Below are 19,929 nucleotides of genomic sequence, written 5' to 3'. Positions count from 1 at the left end.
GCATGCCCCATCGGTCGCCGGCGCCCAACCCGGTTAAGGGCCCGGCGGGGCGGGCACAGGCGGGCTACCGGGCTCGACGTCGCGCAATCCGCAGTTGCGTCGTTCAATGCGCTCGCCGTGGAGCGCGTACAACCATTCCCGTATAAATGGCGTTCCCGTCAATTAATAGACGGTTCAGCGGTACCTAAGCGATTGTTTTCGAGTTTGCCAAGCGCCAATGCGTCACGTGTGTAACAGTATCGACGGACCGAAGCGTCAACTCGTCAGCGCGTCGACCGATGTGCGTATTTCGGTCCAGTGCAAATGTAGGCCCACCGAGGAGTCATCATGAAGAACCCGGCACGTCTGACCGGCCCGCTCGCTGCCGTTGTGGCAAGTATGACCGTCGTCGCCACCCCGATCGCGAACGCCGACTCGACGGACGACGTTTTCCTGCAGGCGCTCACGAAGCAGGGAATCACCTTTACCAACCTGTCGGACCAGACCGTCGTCAACGCCGGACATGGAGTTTGCCAGGACTGGGCCAACGGTGCGACTCTGGCGCAGACGTTGTCCGACGTACAAGGCGCGCTCGGGTTGAGCGACCACAATTCGGGTTACTTCATCGGTGCGGCGACGCAGTCTTACTGCCCGCAATACGTCAGCAAAGCCACGCAAAGCTGACGCGCGGTCACTTGTCCTGAGCGGGGCGCGGGGTGCGGTCGCGCGACGGGCGGGCGCGCCTCGGGAGGAACATGAGCATCACCGGGAACCGCAGCAGCGCGTCGCGGTGGGAGATTTCGAGGAACACCGTCTCGATCTCGATGTTCCTGATCGGCTGCCGTTCCATCATCAAACGGGTCCGCAGGTAGTGCGGGGTTCTCAGCCACTCGATGAAATTCATGCCCGCGACTCTACCCCGGCGGCGAAAGTCATTGCGGGGCAGAAAAATTTGCAGAACTGCGGGTCTACTTGGTCATTGCCTGGGGCGAACGCTGAGCCCGCGCTGACCCGCAGCAAACCGACTGCCGCCGGCGCGATCCCGTCGTCGGAGGTGCCCCGGCGTCACCGCCGATTCGCAGGAATTCTCCAGGTCTTGAACAGGGCCGGACGACTAGAATTCACAGGGTGAACGCGCAGGCCGAAGGCTAGCGGCGATCGCGTCGGTGGGTCCGCCAGCGATGAGAAAGCCCGCAGCGATATTCGTGGCCGTTGGGGCCGTAATGCTCAGCGGGGCTGTCGCTCACGCTGACTCGCCGTCGCCGGGGCCGACGCCCCCACCCGGTACACCCAAATGCCTGACCTTCGATGGCCCACAGTTGAATTGGCTGCCGTGCGGATGGACCACCGATGGCAAGCGCTGGACTCCGCCGCCACCTCCGCCTCCACCCGGGCCGTGACCGTCCCCGCGATCGGATTGAACATTCGTCGGCCGCGAAGCGGATTATTCAACTTTCCATAAGCTGCATTTTCCCTAGTTTTCCTACTCTTCGAATCCTGCCGCATTGGAGCCGCATCCTGCGCGCGTCGTCAACGGCACGAAAGAAAGGAGCGGATCAAATGCCCTCATCTCGCTGGCTGGCACGACTGGCCGTCCCCGTCATGGCCGGTGCCGCCCTCATCGCCAGCACGGCCGTCGCGACCGCCGATGCCACCGACGACGCCTACCTGGCTCAACTGCGCGCTCAGGGCTTCAATTGGCCGCCGGACCACGACGCCGCCCTCATCGGCATGGGGCGCCTCATCTGCGACGATCTCGGGTGGGGCTGGACGTACGACCAAATCGCCCAAAACATCCACGCCAACCTGGACCCGAGAAACGTCACGTTCGGGGACGTCCATTCCATGGTGACGCTGGCGCATTCGACCTATTGCCCGCTGCAGCGGTGCTGGACCGACCACTGCTGACGCTGAATTCTTAGGGCCATTTCTAAGACACGGCCATTGTTTCCGGTGTAGCGTCCCGATCAATTTCATAGGGGCGTGGCGGAAAGACCGGGCAATGAAAGCAGCAATGGCGGCGGTGACGGCAGCTGTTTTTGCGTTGGGTCTGCCGAGTGCCGCGCCGGCCCGTGCCGAGACCACCGGCACCGTCAAAGCGCCGACCACCCCGCGCATGAACGCCGCCAACCTGAAGTCGGGCCAGGACGGCGTGTACAACGCCGGGCAGGTCCTGACCCTGGTGTGCCACGCCGCGGGCGAGCCGGTCAAGGGCTTCTTCAGCTACCAGATCAGCGACGGCGGTTGGGACAGCCTGTGGTACAAGACATCTGACGGTCACTACGTCGCCGACGTGGACATCGACACGCGCACCCTCGACGCCCTCGGCCCCGACTGCGGCGGTGGGGGATCGGCCCCGGCGGCGGCGACCGGCGAAGACAAGGCGGCTCGCGCGATGGCGTGGGCACGTGGCCAGATGGCCGCGGATCCGGACAACACGGTGCAATGCGAGACGTTCGTCGAGCAGGCGTACAGCCACGCGTTCAGATACCCGTCGGCGATGGACGCGTTCAACGATTTCAACCGCAAAGGGTTGATTCACACCAACGCCGACAACATTCCGGAGGGGGCGCTCGTCTTTACGAGCAATCCGGGATTCGATCACGGCACCGGGCACGTGATGCTCAGCGAGGGCAACGGCCAATACCTCACCGCCAACTACTTCACCCCACCGCACATCCGGGAAATACGACCGAGTCCCTCCGATTCGCAGAACATCTTTCTCGGGTGGGCCTACGCGCCATAGGTTGGCCTCGCGCCCTGTGGTACTCACGACCCCATGAACAATCCTTCACCGGGCCCGGGATGGTGGCTGGCGTCCGACGGCAAGTGGTACCCGCAGCAATGGGAGTACACGTGGGATTTCTGCGAGGGCGACACCGCCATGGACGAGATGAAACTGAAGGCCGACGAACTGGGCCGCCAGGGATGGGAGATGGTCGGGCTCGACGCCGACCACCGGGGCGCCTTTTCCGTCGCATGCTTCTTCAAGCGGCCGATCGCGCCGTGACCCGGCCGCAGCGGCGGCGCGGACCTCGCTGAGGTGCGAGCGGCGCAAGTGGGTAACCAAGCCGGTAGCGCGCCGGGACGCGCCGATTCCAGCGATCAGGTCACTACTCGGAAGGCGGCATCGGATGGTTCGTGAGGAGGGCGGCCGGTGGGACGTCAGCATCAAGGAGAACGCGGTTTATCTCGAGCGCGTATCGCAGGACGACGAGCGGTTGTTCGACGAGTCGTTGGCGTCTGACGAGGCGCGCGACCTGGCTGAGCTGCTGACGAAATTCGCGGACAAGCTCGATCGCTCCGAGAAGTCCAAGGATCCGGACGACGAGGACGACGACGAGGACGACGACAAAGACAAAGACAAAGACGACAAAGACAAAGACGACAAAGACAAAGACTAGGTGGGCGGGCGTCAGCGGGGCGCCCGATTCGGAAGTTGACAGCCTGAGGAACGTCGAACGCGTCGGCCGCGAGGGCCGCTCGCCGCGATGAGATCATGATCGGATGACCACCCACACCTGCCTGGGTTGCGGGCTGAAAACCCGCTACTCCTATGGGCGTACCTGCGTGGGGTGCGGCCTGAAAACCCACCGCTCGTATGGTGATCGGCCGGATTGGCAGCCGCAGGCCGAAGCGGCGTTCGCGGCGCCGGCCCGGATCGTCGCCCTGGGCGAACGGCATCCGACGGCCGCGCTGGCGTTGATGGTGCCGAGCGTCATCATCGCGATCGCCGCGGTCGCCACTTACCCACTGGTGTTCGTACCGTTGCTGGTCCTGCTCGGCGCGGCCTTGGTGGCCTCAGCCCGCTACGAGGAAGCCTCGAAGTAGTTCGCTGGTCGACGGGACGCCGATGGATGACCAGAGCGTCGGTAGCATTGGCACTTCAGTGCAGCTGACGGGTGGAGCGTGCCCCTTAAACGTGTTGACGAGTTGAAGCCCGGCGACAAGATCCGGATGAAGATCGGGCACGCCACCGTCGTCGCGACTGAACCCCTCGAGGGCGACCGCACCCTGCTGACCTTTTACTACGGGACCAAACACGCGGCCGACAACGCTCTCACCGTCGATGTCCTCGCCGACGACGAGTGGGGTTGGTGAGGCAACCGGCCAGACTCTTGCTCGTGACGGACCGGCAGATGACTATGGAAGGGGTACGGCCTCGAGGAGAAGCGATGACGTCGGACCCCGTGAAAAGCTTCGTCGGATTGTGCGCTGCGTCGCTGCCGATCGCCATGTTGATTCCCCCGACCGCTGTCGCCGACAGTCCTTCGTGGAACGGCCAGTACGCGATCACGTTCATGGTGGGTCCAAAGGCCGGCACCAGCATGGCGGTCGGCAACCCCGAGGGCCAGCACACCGAGGTCTACGGTTTCCGCTCGAGCTGCACGAATGGCAAGTGCGTCGCCACCATCGTCAGCGGCCCGCCGCCGACCAACCCGACGGTTCCGCAGCCGATCCAGTTCACGTGGGATGGAAAATCCTGGTCGCAAACCAACGACTTCCAGTGGGACTGCATGATGCCCGACACCTCGATCCAGTGGAATCCGGCCCGAGCGACCGTGCGCTACACGCCTCAACCCGACGGGTCCCTCGACGGCCTGATGCACACCGACATCTTGAGCGGCGCGTGCCAGGGCACGATCGACATGGACATGAAGGCCGAGCGCGTCTGAATTCGCCCCGGACGACACCAAACCGTTTGCTGATTACTCGGTCTTCCAGCTGGGTACACCTGAGATCGTGCGGTTCTTCTCCGTTGCTGCCGCGGTCGGCATCGCTATCGCCATGCTGATGGCCCCACCGGCGCGGGCCGACTTGAGCGGCTACGGAAATTGCGTAGGAAGCATTACGGAGGTCCCGCTGTGGGAGCACGACACCCAGAATCAGCAGCTCATCGGGGTCATCGAGCAGGACCTCAATTCCGGTGTCTCGCCCGCCGCTGAAGCCCGGAAGGTGTCGCGGATGGGATTCGACCCGCGTTTGGCCAATCGGATCGTGGAGTGCGTGATCCAGGAGCGGCCGTAAAGCCCTGAGCGGGCGGCTCCCGTCAGCCGGCCGATCTGTCCACGGCCACGACAAACACCGACGTCGCCGCGGGTGCTGCGGAGGTAACCTTTAGCCGGTTGAAGGACTGAGGCTTTTGGGGGCGGTGTAATGCAGCTGAAATGGCTCAGCGTCGCCGACCTGATCGCGAAAGCCGGCGGCGATCCGTGGGCGATCAACCAGAGCTTGCAGGCCGGTAGCCCGTCTCAGATCTCGAGCCTGGCCGAGGCCTTCCATGGCGCGGGCCGGTGTACCGCCGAGGCCGACCACGCGTTCGAACAAGCCCGGAAGCGCTTCGACGCCGCGTGGAACCACCAGAACGGCGACCACCCCATCAACGACTCCCAAGAAGTGCAGCGGGTGGTCAAATCCCTTGGCGCACAGTCGGAGCAGCTGCCCAAGATCGGCGCCGACCTGGAGAACATCGCCGCCGCGCTGGCCGAGGCGCAGAAGGCCGGCGCGCAGCGAATCGCCACGCTGGAACACGAGCTGCAGGGGCTCGACAATCTCATCGACGCGGCGGAACACGATCTGCAGCACGGCAACCTCGACGCGAAGTCCCAGGCCTTCCTGGAGAAGCTGATCGAGGACGCGAAAGCCGACGCCGCCGACGATGTCCGGGATGCTCTGCACGACATGGGGTCGATCCGGGATGGCTACTCGGCCACGCTGCAGAACTGCCTGGGCAATCTGCGCACCGACGGCTACGACCCCAACATCCTCCAGCCGGTCGATGCCGACAACCAGATCCCACCGCCGAGCACCAAACCCGAAGACGTGAACCGCTGGTGGACCTCGCTGACCGCGCAGCAGCGCCAACGATTCATCGCCGAGCACCCCGACCAGATCGGCAACCTCAATGGCGTCCCCATCCTGGCGCGCAATCAGGCCAACCTCGCGGTGATGCACCAAGACCTCGACCGGGTGCGCGGCATCGCCGGCCGCAACGGCGTCTCGGTCGATGACGTGCTGCGCGACCCCGCGAAATTCGGGCTGTCGGCCACCGACGTCACCCGGTACCAGAACGCCAACGAGACCAAGCAGGGCCTCGACCACGACGCGGGAGACCCGCTTCACCCGAACCCGGTCTACCTGTTCGCTTATGACCCAACGGCGTTCGGCGGCAAGGGCAGGGCGGCGATCGCGATCGGCAACCCCGACACCGCGAAGAACACCGCGGTGATCGTGCCCGGCACCAGCAGCAGCGTCAAGGGCGGCTGGCTGCACGACGGCCACAACGACGCGATTAATCTATTTGAACAGTCCAATGCCGCCGACCCGAACAACCCGACGGCGGTCATCGCGTGGATGGGTTACGACGCCCCGAACGGCTTCGACGACGTTCAGCGCATCTCGACACCCGCACTGGCCCGCACGGGCAGTGCGGCGCTGGCGCAGGACGTCAACGGTCTGTGGGCGACACACCTCGGCGCCGGCCAGCATGTCACGGTGCTGGGGCACTCCTACGGCTCGACCACCGTCGCCGACGCCTTCGCTTTACACGGCATGCACGCCAATGACGCTGTGCTACTGGGTTGCCCGGGCACCGACGCGGCACAATCCGCTGCGCAGTTCCATCTCGACGGTGGACACGTCTTCGTGGGAGACGCATCCACCGATCCCGTCGGCATGCTCGGCCATCTCGACGGGGCGAGCAAGAAGTTGTTCGGCGAGAACTTCTTCGGCACCAACCCCAGCCTGGGGACCGATCCCGCCGTCGACGGGTTCGGGTCGGTGCGCTTCCGCGCCGAGGTTCCCGGCTCCGACGGCATCAACCCCCACGACCACTCGTACTACTACCATCGCGGCAGCGAAGCCCTCTATGGCATGGCCGACATCGTCTCCGGCCACGGCGACCAACTCCAAGCCGACGGCATGACAGCCGAACACCGCCATTCGTTCGGGGGCGTCCAAGTCCGAATCCCGGGCCTGCCCCCGGTCACCATCGGTCCGCACACGCCGGCCGTCATTGACCCGGAATGGGAGCGGTCGCCAGGATCTATCACCGACAACCATGTGTTCGATGCTCAACACCACCATTAAGGAACAACGCGTGTCGTGGCGCCAAGCCCTGCTCACTTCCGTATTGGTCGTCGCCGTGTTGTTAGGAGGATGCGCGCCAGTGCAACAGAAACCACCAGCAAGCGGACCTACCAATCCGTATGAAGACACCGCCCACCCCATGAGCGACGACCAGACCAGGGCACAGGTGATCGAGCCGGCCAGACAAATCGTCGCCGCCGCCAACCTGGACGGGGTCAGCGGGGCGTTCTCCTTCGCCTCCTGCAACGACCAAGGCGACCCGCCGTTTCAGGGCACCGTCACGCTCAGCTTCCTCATCCACGGCGACCCGGACGCCTATTTCCAGCAGGTCCGAACGGCGATGATCGCCCACGGGTGGAGCGACGGTGCGCCACCCGGCCAGCATTACCACGGGGCGACGCTGAACAAGGACGGCGTGGCCGCCAGCATCAGCTTCATGCCGTCCGACCACAGTTACGGGCAGATCATCCTCGATGGCCAATGCCGAAACATGGGCAACCACAAGGGCGAAGGTCAGTGGACCAACATCAACGATCAGTTGGCTGCGCGATAAGCCTCGGCTGGGACGGGTTGGCGGATGTCGCTGCCGCCAGCACCGCCCCGTAGGGATTCAAGGGTGGCTCTCTGAGTACCTGTATCGCCAGGGTCTCCCGGGGGCTCCGCGCGCCTGTCAAGCTGGTGAAGATGGCAGACAACCAATTCACCTCGCACACAGGACTTTTCGATCTCAGTGGAAAGTACGCACTGGTCACTGGTGGCACCAGGGGCATCGGGCTGATGATAGCGCGCGGCCTTCTGCAGGCAGGGGCCCGCGTCGTCATCAGCTCACGCAGTGCAGACGCGTGCGCGGAGGCGCAGCGGCAGCTGTCGAAATTCGGTGACGTGCAGGCGATCCCGGCCGATCTGTCCAGCCACGAGGAGTGTCAGCGCCTCGCCAACCTCGTGACGTTGAACTCGGAACGCCTGAACATTCTGGTCAACAACGCAGGAGCGATGTGGCGCGAACCGCTGGCGACGTTCCCGGAGGAAGCCTGGGACACCTTGATCGACCTCAACCTCAAGTCGCCGTTCTGGCTGGTGCAAGCGCTGCTGCCCGCACTTCGCAGAGCGGGCACCGCCGATGATCCCGCGCGGATCATCAACATCGGCAGCATCGCCGCCATCCACGTCGCCCAGTCGCCCAACTACTCGTACGCCAGCAGCAAAGCGGCACTCCATCAACTCACCAGAGTGCTCGCCAGAGAGCTGGGTCCACAGCGCGTCACGGTCAACGCGATAGCACCGGGAGTGTTCCCGTCGCAGATGATGGCGGCCACGCTCGATGCCATCGGCGACACGATCACGGCGGCGGCCCCTCTGCGCCGGCTCGGCCGCGACGACGACATGGCGGGGACCGCCGTGTTTCTCGCCAGCCGGGCCGGGTCCTACCTCACGGGCGCCATCATCCCGGTGGACGGCGGCATCGCCACGACCGCGTCGGGTACGCCCTAGGCGTCGGTGGGAGGCTTCAGCGGCGGCCAACGCTCCCTCCGGGACACCGCGAGGATGGGCAATGCAGTCGCCGGGGTACCAGCAGTACCTCCCTTTGCCTGCGCAGCGCGCCTACGGTGAAGGGATGCCCACCATGGATCCACGCACCGAGATCCGGGAGTTTCTCAGCTCGCGTCGCGCCCGCATCGCACCCGAGCAGGCGGGCTTGCCCGCCTACGGCGGCAATCGTCGGGTCAAGGGTCTGCGTCGCGAAGAGGTAGCGCTTCTGGCGGGGGTATCGGTCGACTACTACGTGCGCATGGAGCGCGGCAGCCTCGGTGGCGCCTCCGACGGCGTGCTCGACGCGTTGGCCTCTGCCCTACAACTCGACGAGGCCGAGCGGGACCACCTGTTCCACCTCGCACGCCAATCCGGTGCGCCCAGCCGCCCACGTCGGCACAAGCCGGCCGTGGCGGTGCGCTCGACACTGCAGCAGGTGCTCGACGCCATCTCCGATGCGCCGGCCTGTATCCATAACGGCCGTTATGACGTGCTCGCCATGAATCAACTGGCCCGCGCGCTGTATTCACCGGTGCTGGCCGACCCGCGACGACCCGCGAACACAGCGCGGTTCGTCTATCTGCACCCCGAGGCGGCCCGAGAATTTTTTGTCGACTACGACCAAATCGTCAGGGACGCGGCCGCGAAGCTGCGCATGGAAGCCGGCCGCAATCCGCACGACGAGGAGCTGATCGCCCTCGTCGGCGAACTATCAACGCGCAGTGAGCTATTCCGGCAACGGTGGGCATCTCAGGACGTGCGGCTGCACCGGTCCGGTCGCAAGCGTCTGCACCATCCAGTCGTGGGCCAACTCGACTTGGACGTCGAGTCGATGGAGCTGACCGCCGAGCCCGGGCTGCATCTCACCGTCTACACCGCACCCGCGGGCACGCCGACCGCTGACAATTTAGCGCTCCTGGCGTCGTGGGCGGCCAGCCAACAGACGCTGGCGACCGAACTCTAAGCACCCGCAATCGCTACTCCCACGGCGAGGCAGCGAAAGCGTTGACGTGCTGGATGTTCGAGTGATTTCACATGCAGGTCCGGCGGTGCATGGAGTTCTTCGAGTCCGCACGTCCTGAGCACTTCGAGCGGATGTGTAGAGCCACAGAAGCAGATCCAAGCGGTATTTCGTGACTCAGTTACAGGGCTGCTCGCCGCGCGGGCGGTGCGCCTGAACAATTACTCAGCGGGGTATTCCCAAATGTTCGTATGGTTCAACTCATGGTGATGTACACACACCATCGTCTTGCCCTGCCCGTCCGTCGTAGGAGGTGCCCCCAACGGACACTGATCCCCCGGCGCGGGCGATAACGGCGCCAAGACCAACGCCGCAGCAATAAATGCGGATATCATCGTCGCGCTCCTTTCGCTAGCCGCTGCTCATAGCACGATCTCAATGCCGGCAGAGTTCAAGGACACGGTTACCGTGGTCGCGGCAAGGGTGTCCCGTGGATCGGCACACTGCGGGAGTTTGGCGGAGAGCCGTCGCCGAAGCGGAATGCGCGTTACGGCCGGCTCAATGTGGCTGCGGCGGAGCAGCGCTGGAAGGGCTAGTCCGGTACCGAGCTCCTGGGCGGCTCCGACCGCTTGGCCGGGGTGCCAAGGAATTGACCGTAAATCTCGGTCAGCTGTGTCAGGCTTGGGTCTGGTGCATGGGACTCAGAAATAGCTCATCGGAGGCCGTTATGACGCAAAATCAGAATGACAACGACCAGCCGGCTCAGGATCAGCCCCCACCTCCGCCTCCTCCGCCGCCAGTGAAGTTCATCGACCCCTTCGAGTACGACAGCGTTCGTGGGAGCAGGGGTCAAGATCGCCAGACATTCGAAATTGAGCACCGAGGCGAATAGGCGTGAGTCCGGCGGATAGCGTGTCGCCGGCTGGAGGGGTCTGGCGGAGCATGGTCGCCGACCTTCTGCAAGTCGAGTTCGACCGCCGGAAGGCGTTCGAGGCTCGGGGTGCTGCCCTATTGACCGCAAGCGCGACACTGCTGACGCTAATTTTCGGGCTAAGCGTCTTCATCACCGGCAAGGACCCGGTGTTCAAGAACGACTGGGCCCTTGGTTTCCTGTGCGCCGCCCTCGTTGCGTTTGTCATCGCCGCCGTTGTCGCCATCTTCGTCCAGGCCCGTGGTTTCGACTTCCTGACGGTCAAGGAAAAGTCGCTGCTGCAGATTACTTCCGAGAATTCGTTTTGGGGCCAGTCTGCCGATTTCGCGGTACGTGCTGACGTTGCCCAGAAGGTGCAAATGCTCTGCAGCTTGCGTAGGGGCAACAACACGATGGCGACGCTGGTAAGTGCGAGTCTGTGGTTTGAGGTGGCAGCGATCGGTCTGCTATCAGTATCGGTAGGCGTTGAGCTGTACACGGTCCTGTGAGTCAGGCGCCCCAATCTCGGGGGCGGCCTGATCAACCGTTTGCGCTAACCTCAGGCGGCCAAGGGTTGAATATGCCAGTCAACCGAAGGTGTCAGGTCATGGCCTGGCAGAGACTCCGCCAACGCCTACCGCGCCCGAGTCAAGTATTACTGGCAGATTGCAGGAGCAGATGAATCTCTTGAGCTAAGTCGTCACCGACCAACTCCTTTAAGGTTTCGCCCGCGTCTTGGATTTTCTCGTAGGAAGTGAGGCCCTTGCTGACAAGGGCCAGATAGTGAACTCGCGCGAGTCGCGTGCCGATTTGCAGTGCAAGGTTTCCGATTTGCGGCGGTAGGCCGATCTCCAATCGCACGCCCAGATGCGAAAGGGCTCGCTCGTCGGGTACTTGGTAACCCCGCACACGACAAATCGTTGCCACCGCATCGATCACATCGCGAGTCCGTGCCGCTACAGCGCGAACTGGACCCGCCGCGGCTCGATTCGGCATGTGCTGCATCAGGATTGACTCTATGTTCGCCATTGGTAAATCGCTTGCGAACATCAATGCCGCAACGGCCTTTTTCGAGCGACTCAAAGGGTCGCCACCCCCGACGTGAAACCCCTGCGGCAATGAGGCGCTTACGCCCATCCCCATCGCGGTCTGAGGCCAGCGGAACTGCTCTTGCCGCGACTTACGCGCCACGGGAAAGTAGAAATCAAGCTCGACGGTCACTTGCGCCAGCGCGACAAGGTCAGGCTCTGTAAGGGTGGCGTTCGCAGGCAGATATCTCAGTAAAGAGGACACCTGGGTCACGGAGCGCACCTCGATGCCGGATTCGCCCGCGTAGCGGCCAAGCTCAGTGACAGTGGCTCGGCCATCTGGTTCGATGTCCACAAGCCCAGCGCGGGTAAGGGATGCAACGTCCCGCTCAAGTCCTTGCCGATTCCATCCCTGACCGCCACGGTCGACTCGTTGCCAAATGGCGAAACTGTTTTCGAGCAGCGCAAGGAGTTCCTCAAGTGGAGCAGTGCCGCCAAGAGCTACCAGGCTTCTAAGTATGAGGGTCTGCGGATCGGTGCTTGCACTTAAGAGATGTGAGACGACTGGCTCTGGATGGCCAAGAACATAATGTTGCCAAGCCTGCGAAGGAGCTGGATCGCCAGTCGCCACGACATAGGACTCGCCACAGTCGGCGTAGCCGATCCTTCCTGCACGACCAACCATATTCTTGTACTCAGAGACCGAGTACGGCATTGGTCCGGGGTGCGTCAGCCCCGCAATCACTACCGCCTCAGCTGGAGTGTTGATTCCCATCGCGAGAGTTGTCGTTGCGACGATGACTCGTAGGTCGGAGCCTTTTTCACGGAAGCGTGTTTCGAGCGCGAACCTTTCCGCCACATCTAGGTCCGAATTGTGGAAGCCGACGCCACCGTTCAACGACTCGCGCAATGAGCTAGATGCTGAAGACGGGTCCCCATTGGGGAGGGCTGGCAACACCGATGAAGCAGCTGGGAGTCCTAAGTGCTGCGAGAGGTATAGCGCTGTCCCCACAGTGTCGTTCTTGTAGGCGCGAAAGACGATAACTTTCTTGCCTTCGCGAACGAGACGGTCCACGAGGGGGATGATGATCTCCTTGCTTCCCCGGCCACCAACTCCCCATGCCGGCTGAATGAATCTCTCCACCGAATCAGTTCCGTCCGGATGGCGATGCCGCGCTCGCCCTGATGCGTCGATGATGCTTTCTCGCAACGGAACTGGCCGTCTCGTAGAAATGAGCAGGCCAGCGTCCAACCAACGTTCAAGACCATTGGTGTCGCCGATAACGGCAGAGAGCGCGACTATTTGTGGGGCCTTACCTCGACCGTGGCCAGATCTCAGCAAAGCCAACAAAAATTCAAGACTCGCCCCTCGCGACGGATCCGAAATTATCTGCGCCTCGTCGACGACCACGAGTGAAACCCCTTGCATGATCCAGGGAGACGCCGTCACCATGGTCATAAATTTCTCGTAGGTCAGAAGTGCCAGATCGTACTGGCCCGTGTAGATAGATCCCGCCTGATCTGCGTGTTCGCCCGTCGCTCGCACCACTGTCAGGTGGTCGCCGTATAACCCCGTGAAGTATTGGTACTTGTCGTTGACGAGCGCGCGCATGGGAAGCAACATCACCGCTCGTGACCCGGTCTCTGCCTCGCGCACAGCGGCAAGCTCGCCGACCATCGTCTTACCAGAGGACGTAGGAGCGACGACGATCAATGATTTGCCATCAAGGGCGCCGTAATCATTTATGGCCTCTAGCTGCAGATCATTCAGTCCTGGCATCAGAGATGCCCAACGGTCGATGACCGATCGACTGAACCCGAAGGACTCTAACGACTTCCAGTCTTGAGTAGCTGGTAGGCGTACGCGATGCGGGAATGCCGCAGCGTACGTGGCTCCTGGAATGAGCCGAGGAAGGGCAGGTGCACCCTCGATCGAGCCGTATACCGTCGGTGTCTGAACGTTGCCGATCGCTCGGGCAGAATCAATCACGCGCGCGGTTATGTAATCGAGCAGTGCCAGCAGAGGGATCACGTCTTTGGCGGCATAATCGCCGAATCCTTGAAGCGCGTCGATCAAATGGTACGAGAACAGACCGTGGCCGAACGCGGCCGATTCAAGGGCGGGTTCTGCGTTCCCGGAGGCTGTGAGAACCACTCGGCCATCACCGCGCACCAGGCGCTCGACACTACGTCGATCCTCCACTGTTGCTCGGGTAGCAGTTGGCGCGAAAACGCGTGCGCCTCCAAAGCCACCTGAGAAGCAGCAGTCAAGTACCACGATCAGCTGTCGACTAGGGATCGCATCAAGTAGGGCCGCGAGGCGATCTAAGGCCACGCAAGTCGCAGCAAGGTCGTTGACATCTACATCAATTGGAACTAACCGGTGATCGTCCGTGCCATGGCCGGAGAACGAGATAACCACGAGGTCGTCTTCAGCTGCGTTCGCAAGGGTTTCAACCGCTCCGATGATGTTGTCACCTGTGGCCTGGTCATCAAGGAGGAAGTTGATGTCGGCGCTGTGGCTGTTATCTGCAAATAGGCTCCCTAGTGCGACGGCGTCGGCACGCGCGCAAGAAAGCCGCGTGACCGGTGGCCGATATCTGTCGATACCTACGAAGAGACCGCGCAACATACGGTTCGTCATCGTAGCGATCTCGACGCCACGCAGTGACGACCACGCCGTCAGCTGGTGCGCCGACGGCCGCTATTGCATGCGTATTACATGGAAGTTGATGAGCCGAGCTAGCTATATGTTCTGAGCTGCAAGAACTCTGGTGCGCGATACTGGGATTGAACCAGTGACCTCTTCCGTGTCAGGGAAGCGCTCTCCCGCTGAGCTAATCGCGCGGGGTCAAAAAGCTGGAGGTGGAGACGGGAATCGAACCCGTGTGCACGGCTTTGCAGGCCGTTGCCTCACCACTCGGCCACTCCACCGCTGGGATTGATGCCACTTGCACCTTCGAGCGGATGACGGGATTCGAACCCGCGACCCTCACCTTGGCAAGGTGATGCGCTACCAACTGCGCTACATCCGCGCGCCTCGGACGAGATCGTCGTCCGGTGCGAAGCACGACGATAGTCCACGTGAGCGGGCACATACAAATTTCTCGGTACGAGCCGTGTCCAGGCTAACGTAGGGCCCGAAAGGGGGATATGGGCCGGTACTGTCGAGACCAGGCTCGTGCTAGTCTTCGACGTCGTTCGCCTCTTGGCGCCGGTCCCGTGGCTCAGTGGGAGAGCGTCCGCTTCACACGCGGAAGGTCGCTGGTTCGATCCCAGCCGGGACCACCCTGCCTGAACTGTAGAAATAGCGCGCGTGCATTCATGGTTGCTTCATCTTTGTCCGGTTTCCACGGTGTGGGGTCGGTCGCGGCTGTCGGCTCCTGATCGCCGAATGCACTGCCCGTCGTGTGCACAGCGCGACTACGTCGGCGAATGGGCCCAATGATGTTCGACCGGCCCAACCTCGACGCCGGTCGGCGCCCGGCGGGGGCCCACGCCATATGGATGACACCGCTGGCCGGCGACCTCGGCTCTAAATTGATGGCCAACCCTTGAGATGACCGCGCTGCGCCCTGAGCGCGGCCGCGGCGATAATTCCCGATGCGGCCGGTGGCGAGCACGCGCGCAGCCAAGCGCCCCGTCAATCGCCCATCGACGTCGGACAGAACGGTGTCAGTTACTGACATGGCGATGACCGCCATAACAGTGGCTGTCATCATCTAGGATCGGGGCGTGAGTCGATGGGAACCCAATGCGCGGGGCCGCCTTGAACAGGCCGCCCTGGAGCTCTACAGCGAACGCGGGTTCGACCAGACGACGGTGGCGGAAATCGCTCAGCGCGCGGGGCTGACAGAGCGAACGTTCTTCCGGTACTTCGCCGATAAGCGCGAGGTGCTGTTCTGGGGCGAAGGAGTTCTACACGATTTGTTCGTGCGCGCCATTGCCGGCGCCCCCGACTCGGCGGCGCCGATGGACGCTATGGCCGCAGGGCTAAAGACCATCGGGATCCTCTTTGAGGGGCGCCCTCGCGAGCAGGCGCGGCAACGCCAGACCGTCATTGCCGCCAACGCACAGCTTCAGGAACGGGAGCTGATCAAGCTCGCCAAGCTTGCCGCGGGGATCGCCGAAACGTTATGCGGGCGCGGTGTGGCACAACCGGCTGCAAGCCTGACCGCAGAAATAGGAGTTGCGGTTTTCAAAGTGGCGTTTGAGCGTTGGGTCGACGACGTCAATAGCCGCGACCTGGCACACCTCATCAACGAGTCGCTAGACGAAGTCAAAGCCTTAGCCGCGCCCCGCTGATCGGCGCCGCCTGGCCGAGCGGGACAACCGGTGATGACAGCATCTGTCATCGGTGCTAGCCTGATGACAGGCTATGACATCACGGCGGATCGGTGGCGCCCGTGCGCTGCCGGCGATCGATGACACCAAGGAGAACCTGCAGATGCCCCCCAAGAACATGGCTCTTTGGCTTACGAAGCGCGGGGCTCGGTTCGAGGTCGGGCCTGCCCCGTATGCCAGACCGGCGGCCGACGAGGTTGTCGTGCGGGCACGTGCGATCGCGGTGAATCCTGTCGACGGAATCCCCGGTTTCGCCTACCGGCTGATACTTCGGTGGCTGACGTTTCCCGCTGTGGTGGGCTCCGATGTTGCCGGCGAGGTGGTGGAAGTTGGATCCGACGTGACCCGTCTGCGCCCGGGTGATCGTGTCGTCGGCCATGCGGCAGGAATCGAGCGCAACCGTAATCGGGCGGCAGAAGGCGCTTTCCAACTGTATGTGGTGCTCATGCAGCACATGGTCGCCCCACTGCCAATTGGTCTGCCCTTCGCGCAGGCGGCTGTGCTACCGATGGCAGTGTCGACGGCGGCGTCGGGCATGTTCCAGCAAGATCAGCTCGCACTAGCGTTGCCCACCAACGATTCCCAAGATCGCGGAGAAACGGTCCTGGTGTGGGGAGGATCGACCAGCGTCGGCAGCAATGCGATCCAGCTCGCGCGCCATGCCGGGTATCGCGTCATCGCCACCTCTTCGCCGCGCAACTTCGACTACCTCCGCTCACTGGGTGCCACCGAAACCGTCGACTACCACAGCCGCACCGCGGCCAACGAACTCATCGAAGCGATGGGCGACAGTCCGCTTGCCGGCACACTCGCGATTGGTCGAGGCTCCCTGGCGCCGACGCTGGCCGTCGCATCGAAAGTAGAAGGCAGCCTTCGTATCTCGTCCGCCCAGCCGGCGCTGTTCACCCGAGTCGAGTCGTCGTTCAGGCGCCGTAAAGGGGTCCGTGTGAATTCCATCTGGGGCGGAAGCCTCAAGGACAACGAAGTCGGCCCCGCGATATACGTGGACTTCCTACCCAAAGCACTTTCCAACGGCACGTACCGAGCGGCACCCAACGCCATGGTCGTCGGCGACGGGCTCGACAAGATTCCCGACGCTCTCGAACGCCTTCGAAAGGGCGTCTCCGCGAGAAAACTTGTCGTCACTGTATGACATGTACGACCATCCGTGAGTTATGAACTAAGTACAAGCACAACGTGTTTCGGCATCGAGGTGTTGAGATGATCGTGGGTGAGCGGCCCGGCTTCACCGCCAGGGTCTTGGACCGGGCGGTTGCATGGCGCTGGAGGTTGCCGAAGGCAACACATCGCTTCCGGATTGAACGTGACCTCGCCGTACCCATGAGGGATGGGATCACGCTGCTGGCCGACCACTACGTGCCTGCTGACACCCAGGGGCGGGGAACGATCCTGATACGCACGCCGTACGGGCGGGGCCTGCCCATCAATATGGATGCGCGCCTATTTGCCGGACAGGGTTACCACGTGGTGACGCAGAGCTGCCGCGGCTCGTTCGGCTCCGGCGGTCAGTTCACGCCGATGGCCGCCGACATGGACGACGGCCAAGACACTATGGCCTGGTTGCGCAAGCAGCCGTGGTTCGACGGGCGACTAGCCACCTACGGCGCATCCGGTGTCGGATGGACGCAGTGGGCTCTGCTGGTCGATCCGCCACCAGAACTGCGCGCGGCGGTGATCATCGCCGGCCCGCACGATGCCACCGAATTCGGCTTGGGCGCAGGCGCTTTCCGTCTCCACGACTTACTCACGTGGTCGAGGGTGATTGTGAACCAGGAACGGTTCGGCTTGCTCGGTACCATGTGGATCTTCGCTCGGGCAGCGAAGCTCAACGCCCGCACCGTCGCGGCGCTCCCTCTGGCAGATGCCGCGGACATTGCACTCGGACACCGGGCGCCGTGGTTCCGCAAGTGGCTGTGTACTTCAGACCTCAGCGACCCGTTTTGGGAGCCTTACAACGCCAGCGCCGCGCTGGAAAAGGTGTCGGTGCCGATCCGGCTCGTCGGCGGCTGGCAGGACCTGCTGCTCACCCAAACCATGCGCCAGTACGACGTGCTGCACGAACGGGGACTCGACGTCACACTCACCGTCGGGCCATGGATACACCAGGAGGTGGTCAGCGCCGCGAACGGACAGCTCGCCGGTGACAACCTTGACTGGATGGCCGAGCACCTCGCGGGTCAACCCGTCATCCGCGCGCACCAGCCCGTCCGGATCGCCGTCACCGGCACCGACGAATGGCGCGAACACCCTCACTGGCCACCGCCAGGCACCGAACAGATCCACTATCTACAGCCGACCGGACACCTCACCACTCGGCAGGCGCAGTCCGGCACCACCTCGTTCACCTACGACCCCGCGCATCCCACACCCACGGTTTCCGGGCCCTTGATCGACAACAACGCCGGAGTGCGCGACAACCGCGACCTCGAATCACGCTCAGACGTGCTGACCTTCACCAGCCCCGCGCTACCCGCGATGCTGGAGATCATCGGCACCCCCATCGTGGAGCTCGACCACAGCACGAGCAATCCGCACGCCGACGTGTTCGTCCGGCTCTGCGATGTCGACACGAAAGGCTGTTCCCGCAATTTCTCTGAGACCTTCCTACGGCTCGATCCCGCCGCGGGGGACCAGCTGCTGCGGCTACGTCTGCACCCCTGTGCACACCGGCTCGCGGCCGGCCACCGGCTACGGCTACAGGTATCGGGCGGGTCGTTTCCCCAGTACATGCGGAACGAAGGCACCGACGCGCCACCTGGCACGGGTACCGAGCTACGAGCGTGCCGCCACACCATCCACCACGGGAAGTCCCGGGTAATCCTTCCCGTTCCCGCATAGGTCTGTTCAGATGCTTGCTCCGGTCGACGCGGAAGGTCGCTGGTTCGATCCCAGCCGGGACCACCCTTCTGAATTGCACGAGCACGGTCCGATCGGCTTGCAGCGCGTGACGTTCGGCACTGGAACGGGCGCGCTGGGACGTCGTGGTCGGCGGTTGCTTGGAGCAGTTCGTCGTGTTTGTCGAGTAAGTGCTTTGCGCGGTCGGGGAAAAGGTCAGGAAATTGGTGGGCACGACTCCTGCGGCTTGCCTGAAGCGGGCGAGTGGACGCGGGGACGGGCGGCACGGTCCTTCTCTTGATAGATCCGCCAATTGGCGTCCCCGATTGCGGGTCGTCGCGGCATGGTTCGATACCGGATTGACCGTCGACCGAGCCCGCTAGATCATGCACATCCGCTGCGACCAATGTCGCAGGGCAGCGGCTCTCTCCTACGGAATATTTTCTCTGCCGGGCCTACCCGGGTATCTTCTCCGATATCTTGTCCACTATTGTCGCTAGGGCCGTCGGAGCGCCATTGCCCTCTTCGCAAACCTGCGCATAGATGACCACATTGTTCTTTGCCCGGGCCTCTTTGGCGCAGACCGAACCGACGACCTGACCGTTCTTCAATCCTGTTGCCGTCCAACGCACATCCGTAGCGGTGACGTCGATTTTTTGCCATTTAGTGTACATATTGAAAGAATTCTTGGTGACAGCATTGTCGCAGGAATTCAATGGCTTGGCGAAAGCGGTGTCCAGCAACTGCGTCGCTGTTTTCGCGTCGGCGACCATCGCAACGTCCTGATTGACCAGGGGAGGGTGCGTCATGTCGTGCTCATAAGAATTGGCCCGGTATGCGGTGTAATCGCCAAACGAGTCGGTGTTCGGCCCGTATAGCGCCCCGCACTCGGGGTTACCCTCGACGACGGCAACGGGTTTCGGAGGGGAGAGAAAGCCCGGCGGAGGCTTGGCGACATAGTCGAATTTCGTCCCGACGATATCGCCGACGGTGGCCGGCGCCAGGATCAGGGAGTCGATGCTGGTGGGCGCCATCGTGGGTGGAGGCGGAGGTGGCGGTGGCGCTGTGGTTGTCACCGTGGTTGTCCCCGTTGGTGCCGCCGGCGTTGCGCTGTGGCCGCCGCCCTTCCCGCCGGCACACCCAACCGCCACCGTGATAGCGGCGAAGGTGGCGGCTACGGCGAAACTGTCCGTGATGTTCATCCCTGATCTCCTCAGGACCGTGGGCGGCTG

At 63.1% G+C, this 19,929-nt stretch carries 20 protein-coding genes and 4 tRNA genes; 18 read left to right on the top strand and 6 right to left on the bottom strand.

Going from position 1 to position 19,929, the window contains the following annotated elements; all coding sequences use genetic code 11:
* Positions 1 to 327: 327 nt before the first annotated feature.
* On the top strand, positions 328 to 663 hold the full coding sequence (locus A9X04_RS26520; RefSeq protein ID WP_082972918.1) for a DUF732 domain-containing protein: 336 nt from the start codon (positions 328 to 330) through the stop codon (positions 661 to 663).
* A gap of 7 nt (positions 664 to 670) precedes the next feature.
* Here the strand turns inward: A9X04_RS26520 and A9X04_RS26515 are convergent, their stop codons facing one another.
* Positions 671 to 883 carry a hypothetical protein gene (locus tag A9X04_RS26515; protein ID WP_067927286.1) on the bottom strand — a complete coding sequence of 71 codons (213 nt, stop codon included), beginning with the start codon at positions 881 to 883 and terminating at the stop codon, positions 671 to 673.
* A gap of 656 nt (positions 884 to 1,539) precedes the next feature.
* Here A9X04_RS26515 and A9X04_RS26510 point away from each other — a divergent pair.
* From A9X04_RS26510 to A9X04_RS26455, 13 genes are all read left to right on the top strand, one after another.
* Entirely contained in the window at positions 1,540 to 1,887 is a 348-nt protein-coding gene (locus tag A9X04_RS26510) for a DUF732 domain-containing protein (protein WP_067927283.1), read from the top strand.
* A 94-nt stretch (positions 1,888 to 1,981) separates the two neighbouring features.
* The gene (locus A9X04_RS26505) at positions 1,982 to 2,725 is read left to right on the top strand and encodes a hypothetical protein (protein ID WP_142393449.1); all 744 of its coding nucleotides are present in this window, start codon (positions 1,982 to 1,984) and stop codon (positions 2,723 to 2,725) included.
* A gap of 33 nt (positions 2,726 to 2,758) precedes the next feature.
* Positions 2,759 to 2,989, top strand: coding sequence for a hypothetical protein (locus A9X04_RS26500; protein WP_067927277.1), 231 nt, complete (start codon positions 2,759 to 2,761; stop codon positions 2,987 to 2,989).
* Between the two features lie 124 nt (positions 2,990 to 3,113).
* A complete protein-coding gene (locus A9X04_RS26495; RefSeq protein WP_067927274.1) occupies positions 3,114 to 3,383 on the top strand; it encodes a hypothetical protein in 270 nt (89 codons plus the stop codon).
* A 103-nt stretch (positions 3,384 to 3,486) separates the two neighbouring features.
* A complete protein-coding gene (locus tag A9X04_RS26490; RefSeq protein WP_102417953.1) occupies positions 3,487 to 3,810 on the top strand; it encodes a hypothetical protein in 324 nt (107 codons plus the stop codon).
* Positions 3,811 to 3,888: 78 nt separating this feature from the next.
* Positions 3,889 to 4,080 (top strand): hypothetical protein, encoded by a 192-nt coding sequence (locus A9X04_RS30640; protein WP_142393448.1) that lies wholly within the window; start codon positions 3,889 to 3,891, stop codon positions 4,078 to 4,080.
* 74 nt (positions 4,081 to 4,154) lie between these two features.
* Positions 4,155 to 4,655, top strand: a complete 501-nt coding sequence (locus A9X04_RS26485; protein WP_067927268.1) for a hypothetical protein — start codon at positions 4,155 to 4,157, stop codon at positions 4,653 to 4,655.
* Positions 4,656 to 4,722: 67 nt separating this feature from the next.
* Positions 4,723 to 5,007, top strand: a complete 285-nt coding sequence (locus A9X04_RS26480) for a hypothetical protein (RefSeq protein ID WP_067927266.1) — start codon at positions 4,723 to 4,725, stop codon at positions 5,005 to 5,007.
* 129 nt (positions 5,008 to 5,136) lie between these two features.
* Complete coding sequence (locus tag A9X04_RS26475; protein WP_067927263.1) at positions 5,137 to 7,068, top strand: alpha/beta hydrolase; 1,932 nt, start codon at positions 5,137 to 5,139, stop codon at positions 7,066 to 7,068.
* Complete coding sequence (locus A9X04_RS26470) at positions 7,049 to 7,621, top strand: hypothetical protein (protein WP_067927261.1); 573 nt, start codon at positions 7,049 to 7,051, stop codon at positions 7,619 to 7,621. The genes A9X04_RS26475 and A9X04_RS26470 overlap by 20 nt, the downstream gene beginning before the upstream one ends.
* A 131-nt stretch (positions 7,622 to 7,752) precedes the next feature.
* Positions 7,753 to 8,559, top strand: a complete 807-nt coding sequence (locus tag A9X04_RS26465) for an SDR family oxidoreductase (RefSeq protein ID WP_067927385.1) — start codon at positions 7,753 to 7,755, stop codon at positions 8,557 to 8,559.
* A 133-nt stretch (positions 8,560 to 8,692) separates the two neighbouring features.
* Positions 8,693 to 9,562, top strand: coding sequence for a helix-turn-helix transcriptional regulator (locus A9X04_RS26460; RefSeq protein ID WP_369804426.1), 870 nt, complete (start codon positions 8,693 to 8,695; stop codon positions 9,560 to 9,562).
* Positions 9,563 to 10,501: 939 nt separating this feature from the next.
* Positions 10,502 to 10,978 (top strand): hypothetical protein, encoded by a 477-nt coding sequence (locus tag A9X04_RS26455; protein ID WP_067927255.1) that lies wholly within the window; start codon positions 10,502 to 10,504, stop codon positions 10,976 to 10,978.
* A 139-nt stretch (positions 10,979 to 11,117) separates the two neighbouring features.
* On the opposite strand, the gene A9X04_RS30060 is transcribed toward A9X04_RS26455, so the two are convergent.
* The 4 genes from A9X04_RS30060 to A9X04_RS26435 form a co-directional block, all read right to left on the bottom strand.
* A complete protein-coding gene (locus A9X04_RS30060; RefSeq protein WP_082975263.1) occupies positions 11,118 to 14,141 on the bottom strand; it encodes a DEAD/DEAH box helicase in 3,024 nt (1,007 codons plus the stop codon).
* A 128-nt stretch (positions 14,142 to 14,269) separates the two neighbouring features.
* Positions 14,270 to 14,344, bottom strand: a tRNA-Val gene (locus A9X04_RS26445).
* A 13-nt stretch (positions 14,345 to 14,357) separates the two neighbouring features.
* Positions 14,358 to 14,431: transfer RNA gene (locus A9X04_RS26440), tRNA-Cys, on the bottom strand.
* A 28-nt stretch (positions 14,432 to 14,459) separates the two neighbouring features.
* Positions 14,460 to 14,532, bottom strand: a tRNA-Gly gene (locus A9X04_RS26435).
* A 181-nt stretch (positions 14,533 to 14,713) separates the two neighbouring features.
* On the opposite strand from A9X04_RS26435, the gene A9X04_RS26430 reads away from it, so the two are divergent.
* The 4 genes from A9X04_RS26430 to A9X04_RS26415 all read left to right on the top strand — a co-directional run bounded on the left by A9X04_RS26430 (position 14,714) and on the right by A9X04_RS26415 (position 18,700).
* Positions 14,714 to 14,785 (top strand) — tRNA-Val (locus A9X04_RS26430).
* A 447-nt stretch (positions 14,786 to 15,232) separates the two neighbouring features.
* Positions 15,233 to 15,802 carry a TetR family transcriptional regulator gene (locus A9X04_RS26425; protein ID WP_067927251.1) on the top strand — a complete coding sequence of 190 codons (570 nt, stop codon included), beginning with the start codon at positions 15,233 to 15,235 and terminating at the stop codon, positions 15,800 to 15,802.
* 73 nt (positions 15,803 to 15,875) lie between these two features.
* Positions 15,876 to 16,994 (top strand): zinc-binding alcohol dehydrogenase family protein, encoded by a 1,119-nt coding sequence (locus tag A9X04_RS26420; RefSeq protein ID WP_197509415.1) that lies wholly within the window; start codon positions 15,876 to 15,878, stop codon positions 16,992 to 16,994.
* A 188-nt stretch (positions 16,995 to 17,182) separates the two neighbouring features.
* Positions 17,183 to 18,700: a CocE/NonD family hydrolase gene (locus A9X04_RS26415; protein WP_197509413.1), complete on the top strand. Its 1,518-nt coding sequence runs from the start codon at positions 17,183 to 17,185 to the stop codon at positions 18,698 to 18,700.
* A gap of 452 nt (positions 18,701 to 19,152) precedes the next feature.
* On the opposite strand, the gene A9X04_RS26410 is transcribed toward A9X04_RS26415, so the two are convergent.
* Positions 19,153 to 19,899 carry a sensor domain-containing protein gene (locus tag A9X04_RS26410; protein WP_156764547.1) on the bottom strand — a complete coding sequence of 249 codons (747 nt, stop codon included), beginning with the start codon at positions 19,897 to 19,899 and terminating at the stop codon, positions 19,153 to 19,155.
* Positions 19,900 to 19,929: the final 30 nt, after the last annotated feature.

This window comes from Mycobacterium sp. E3247, assembly GCF_001667785.1.
GTDB lineage: Bacteria > Actinomycetota > Actinomycetes > Mycobacteriales > Mycobacteriaceae > Mycobacterium.
The sequence above is the reverse complement of the archived record's forward strand: the minus strand, read 5'-3'. Positions and strand labels throughout refer to the sequence as shown.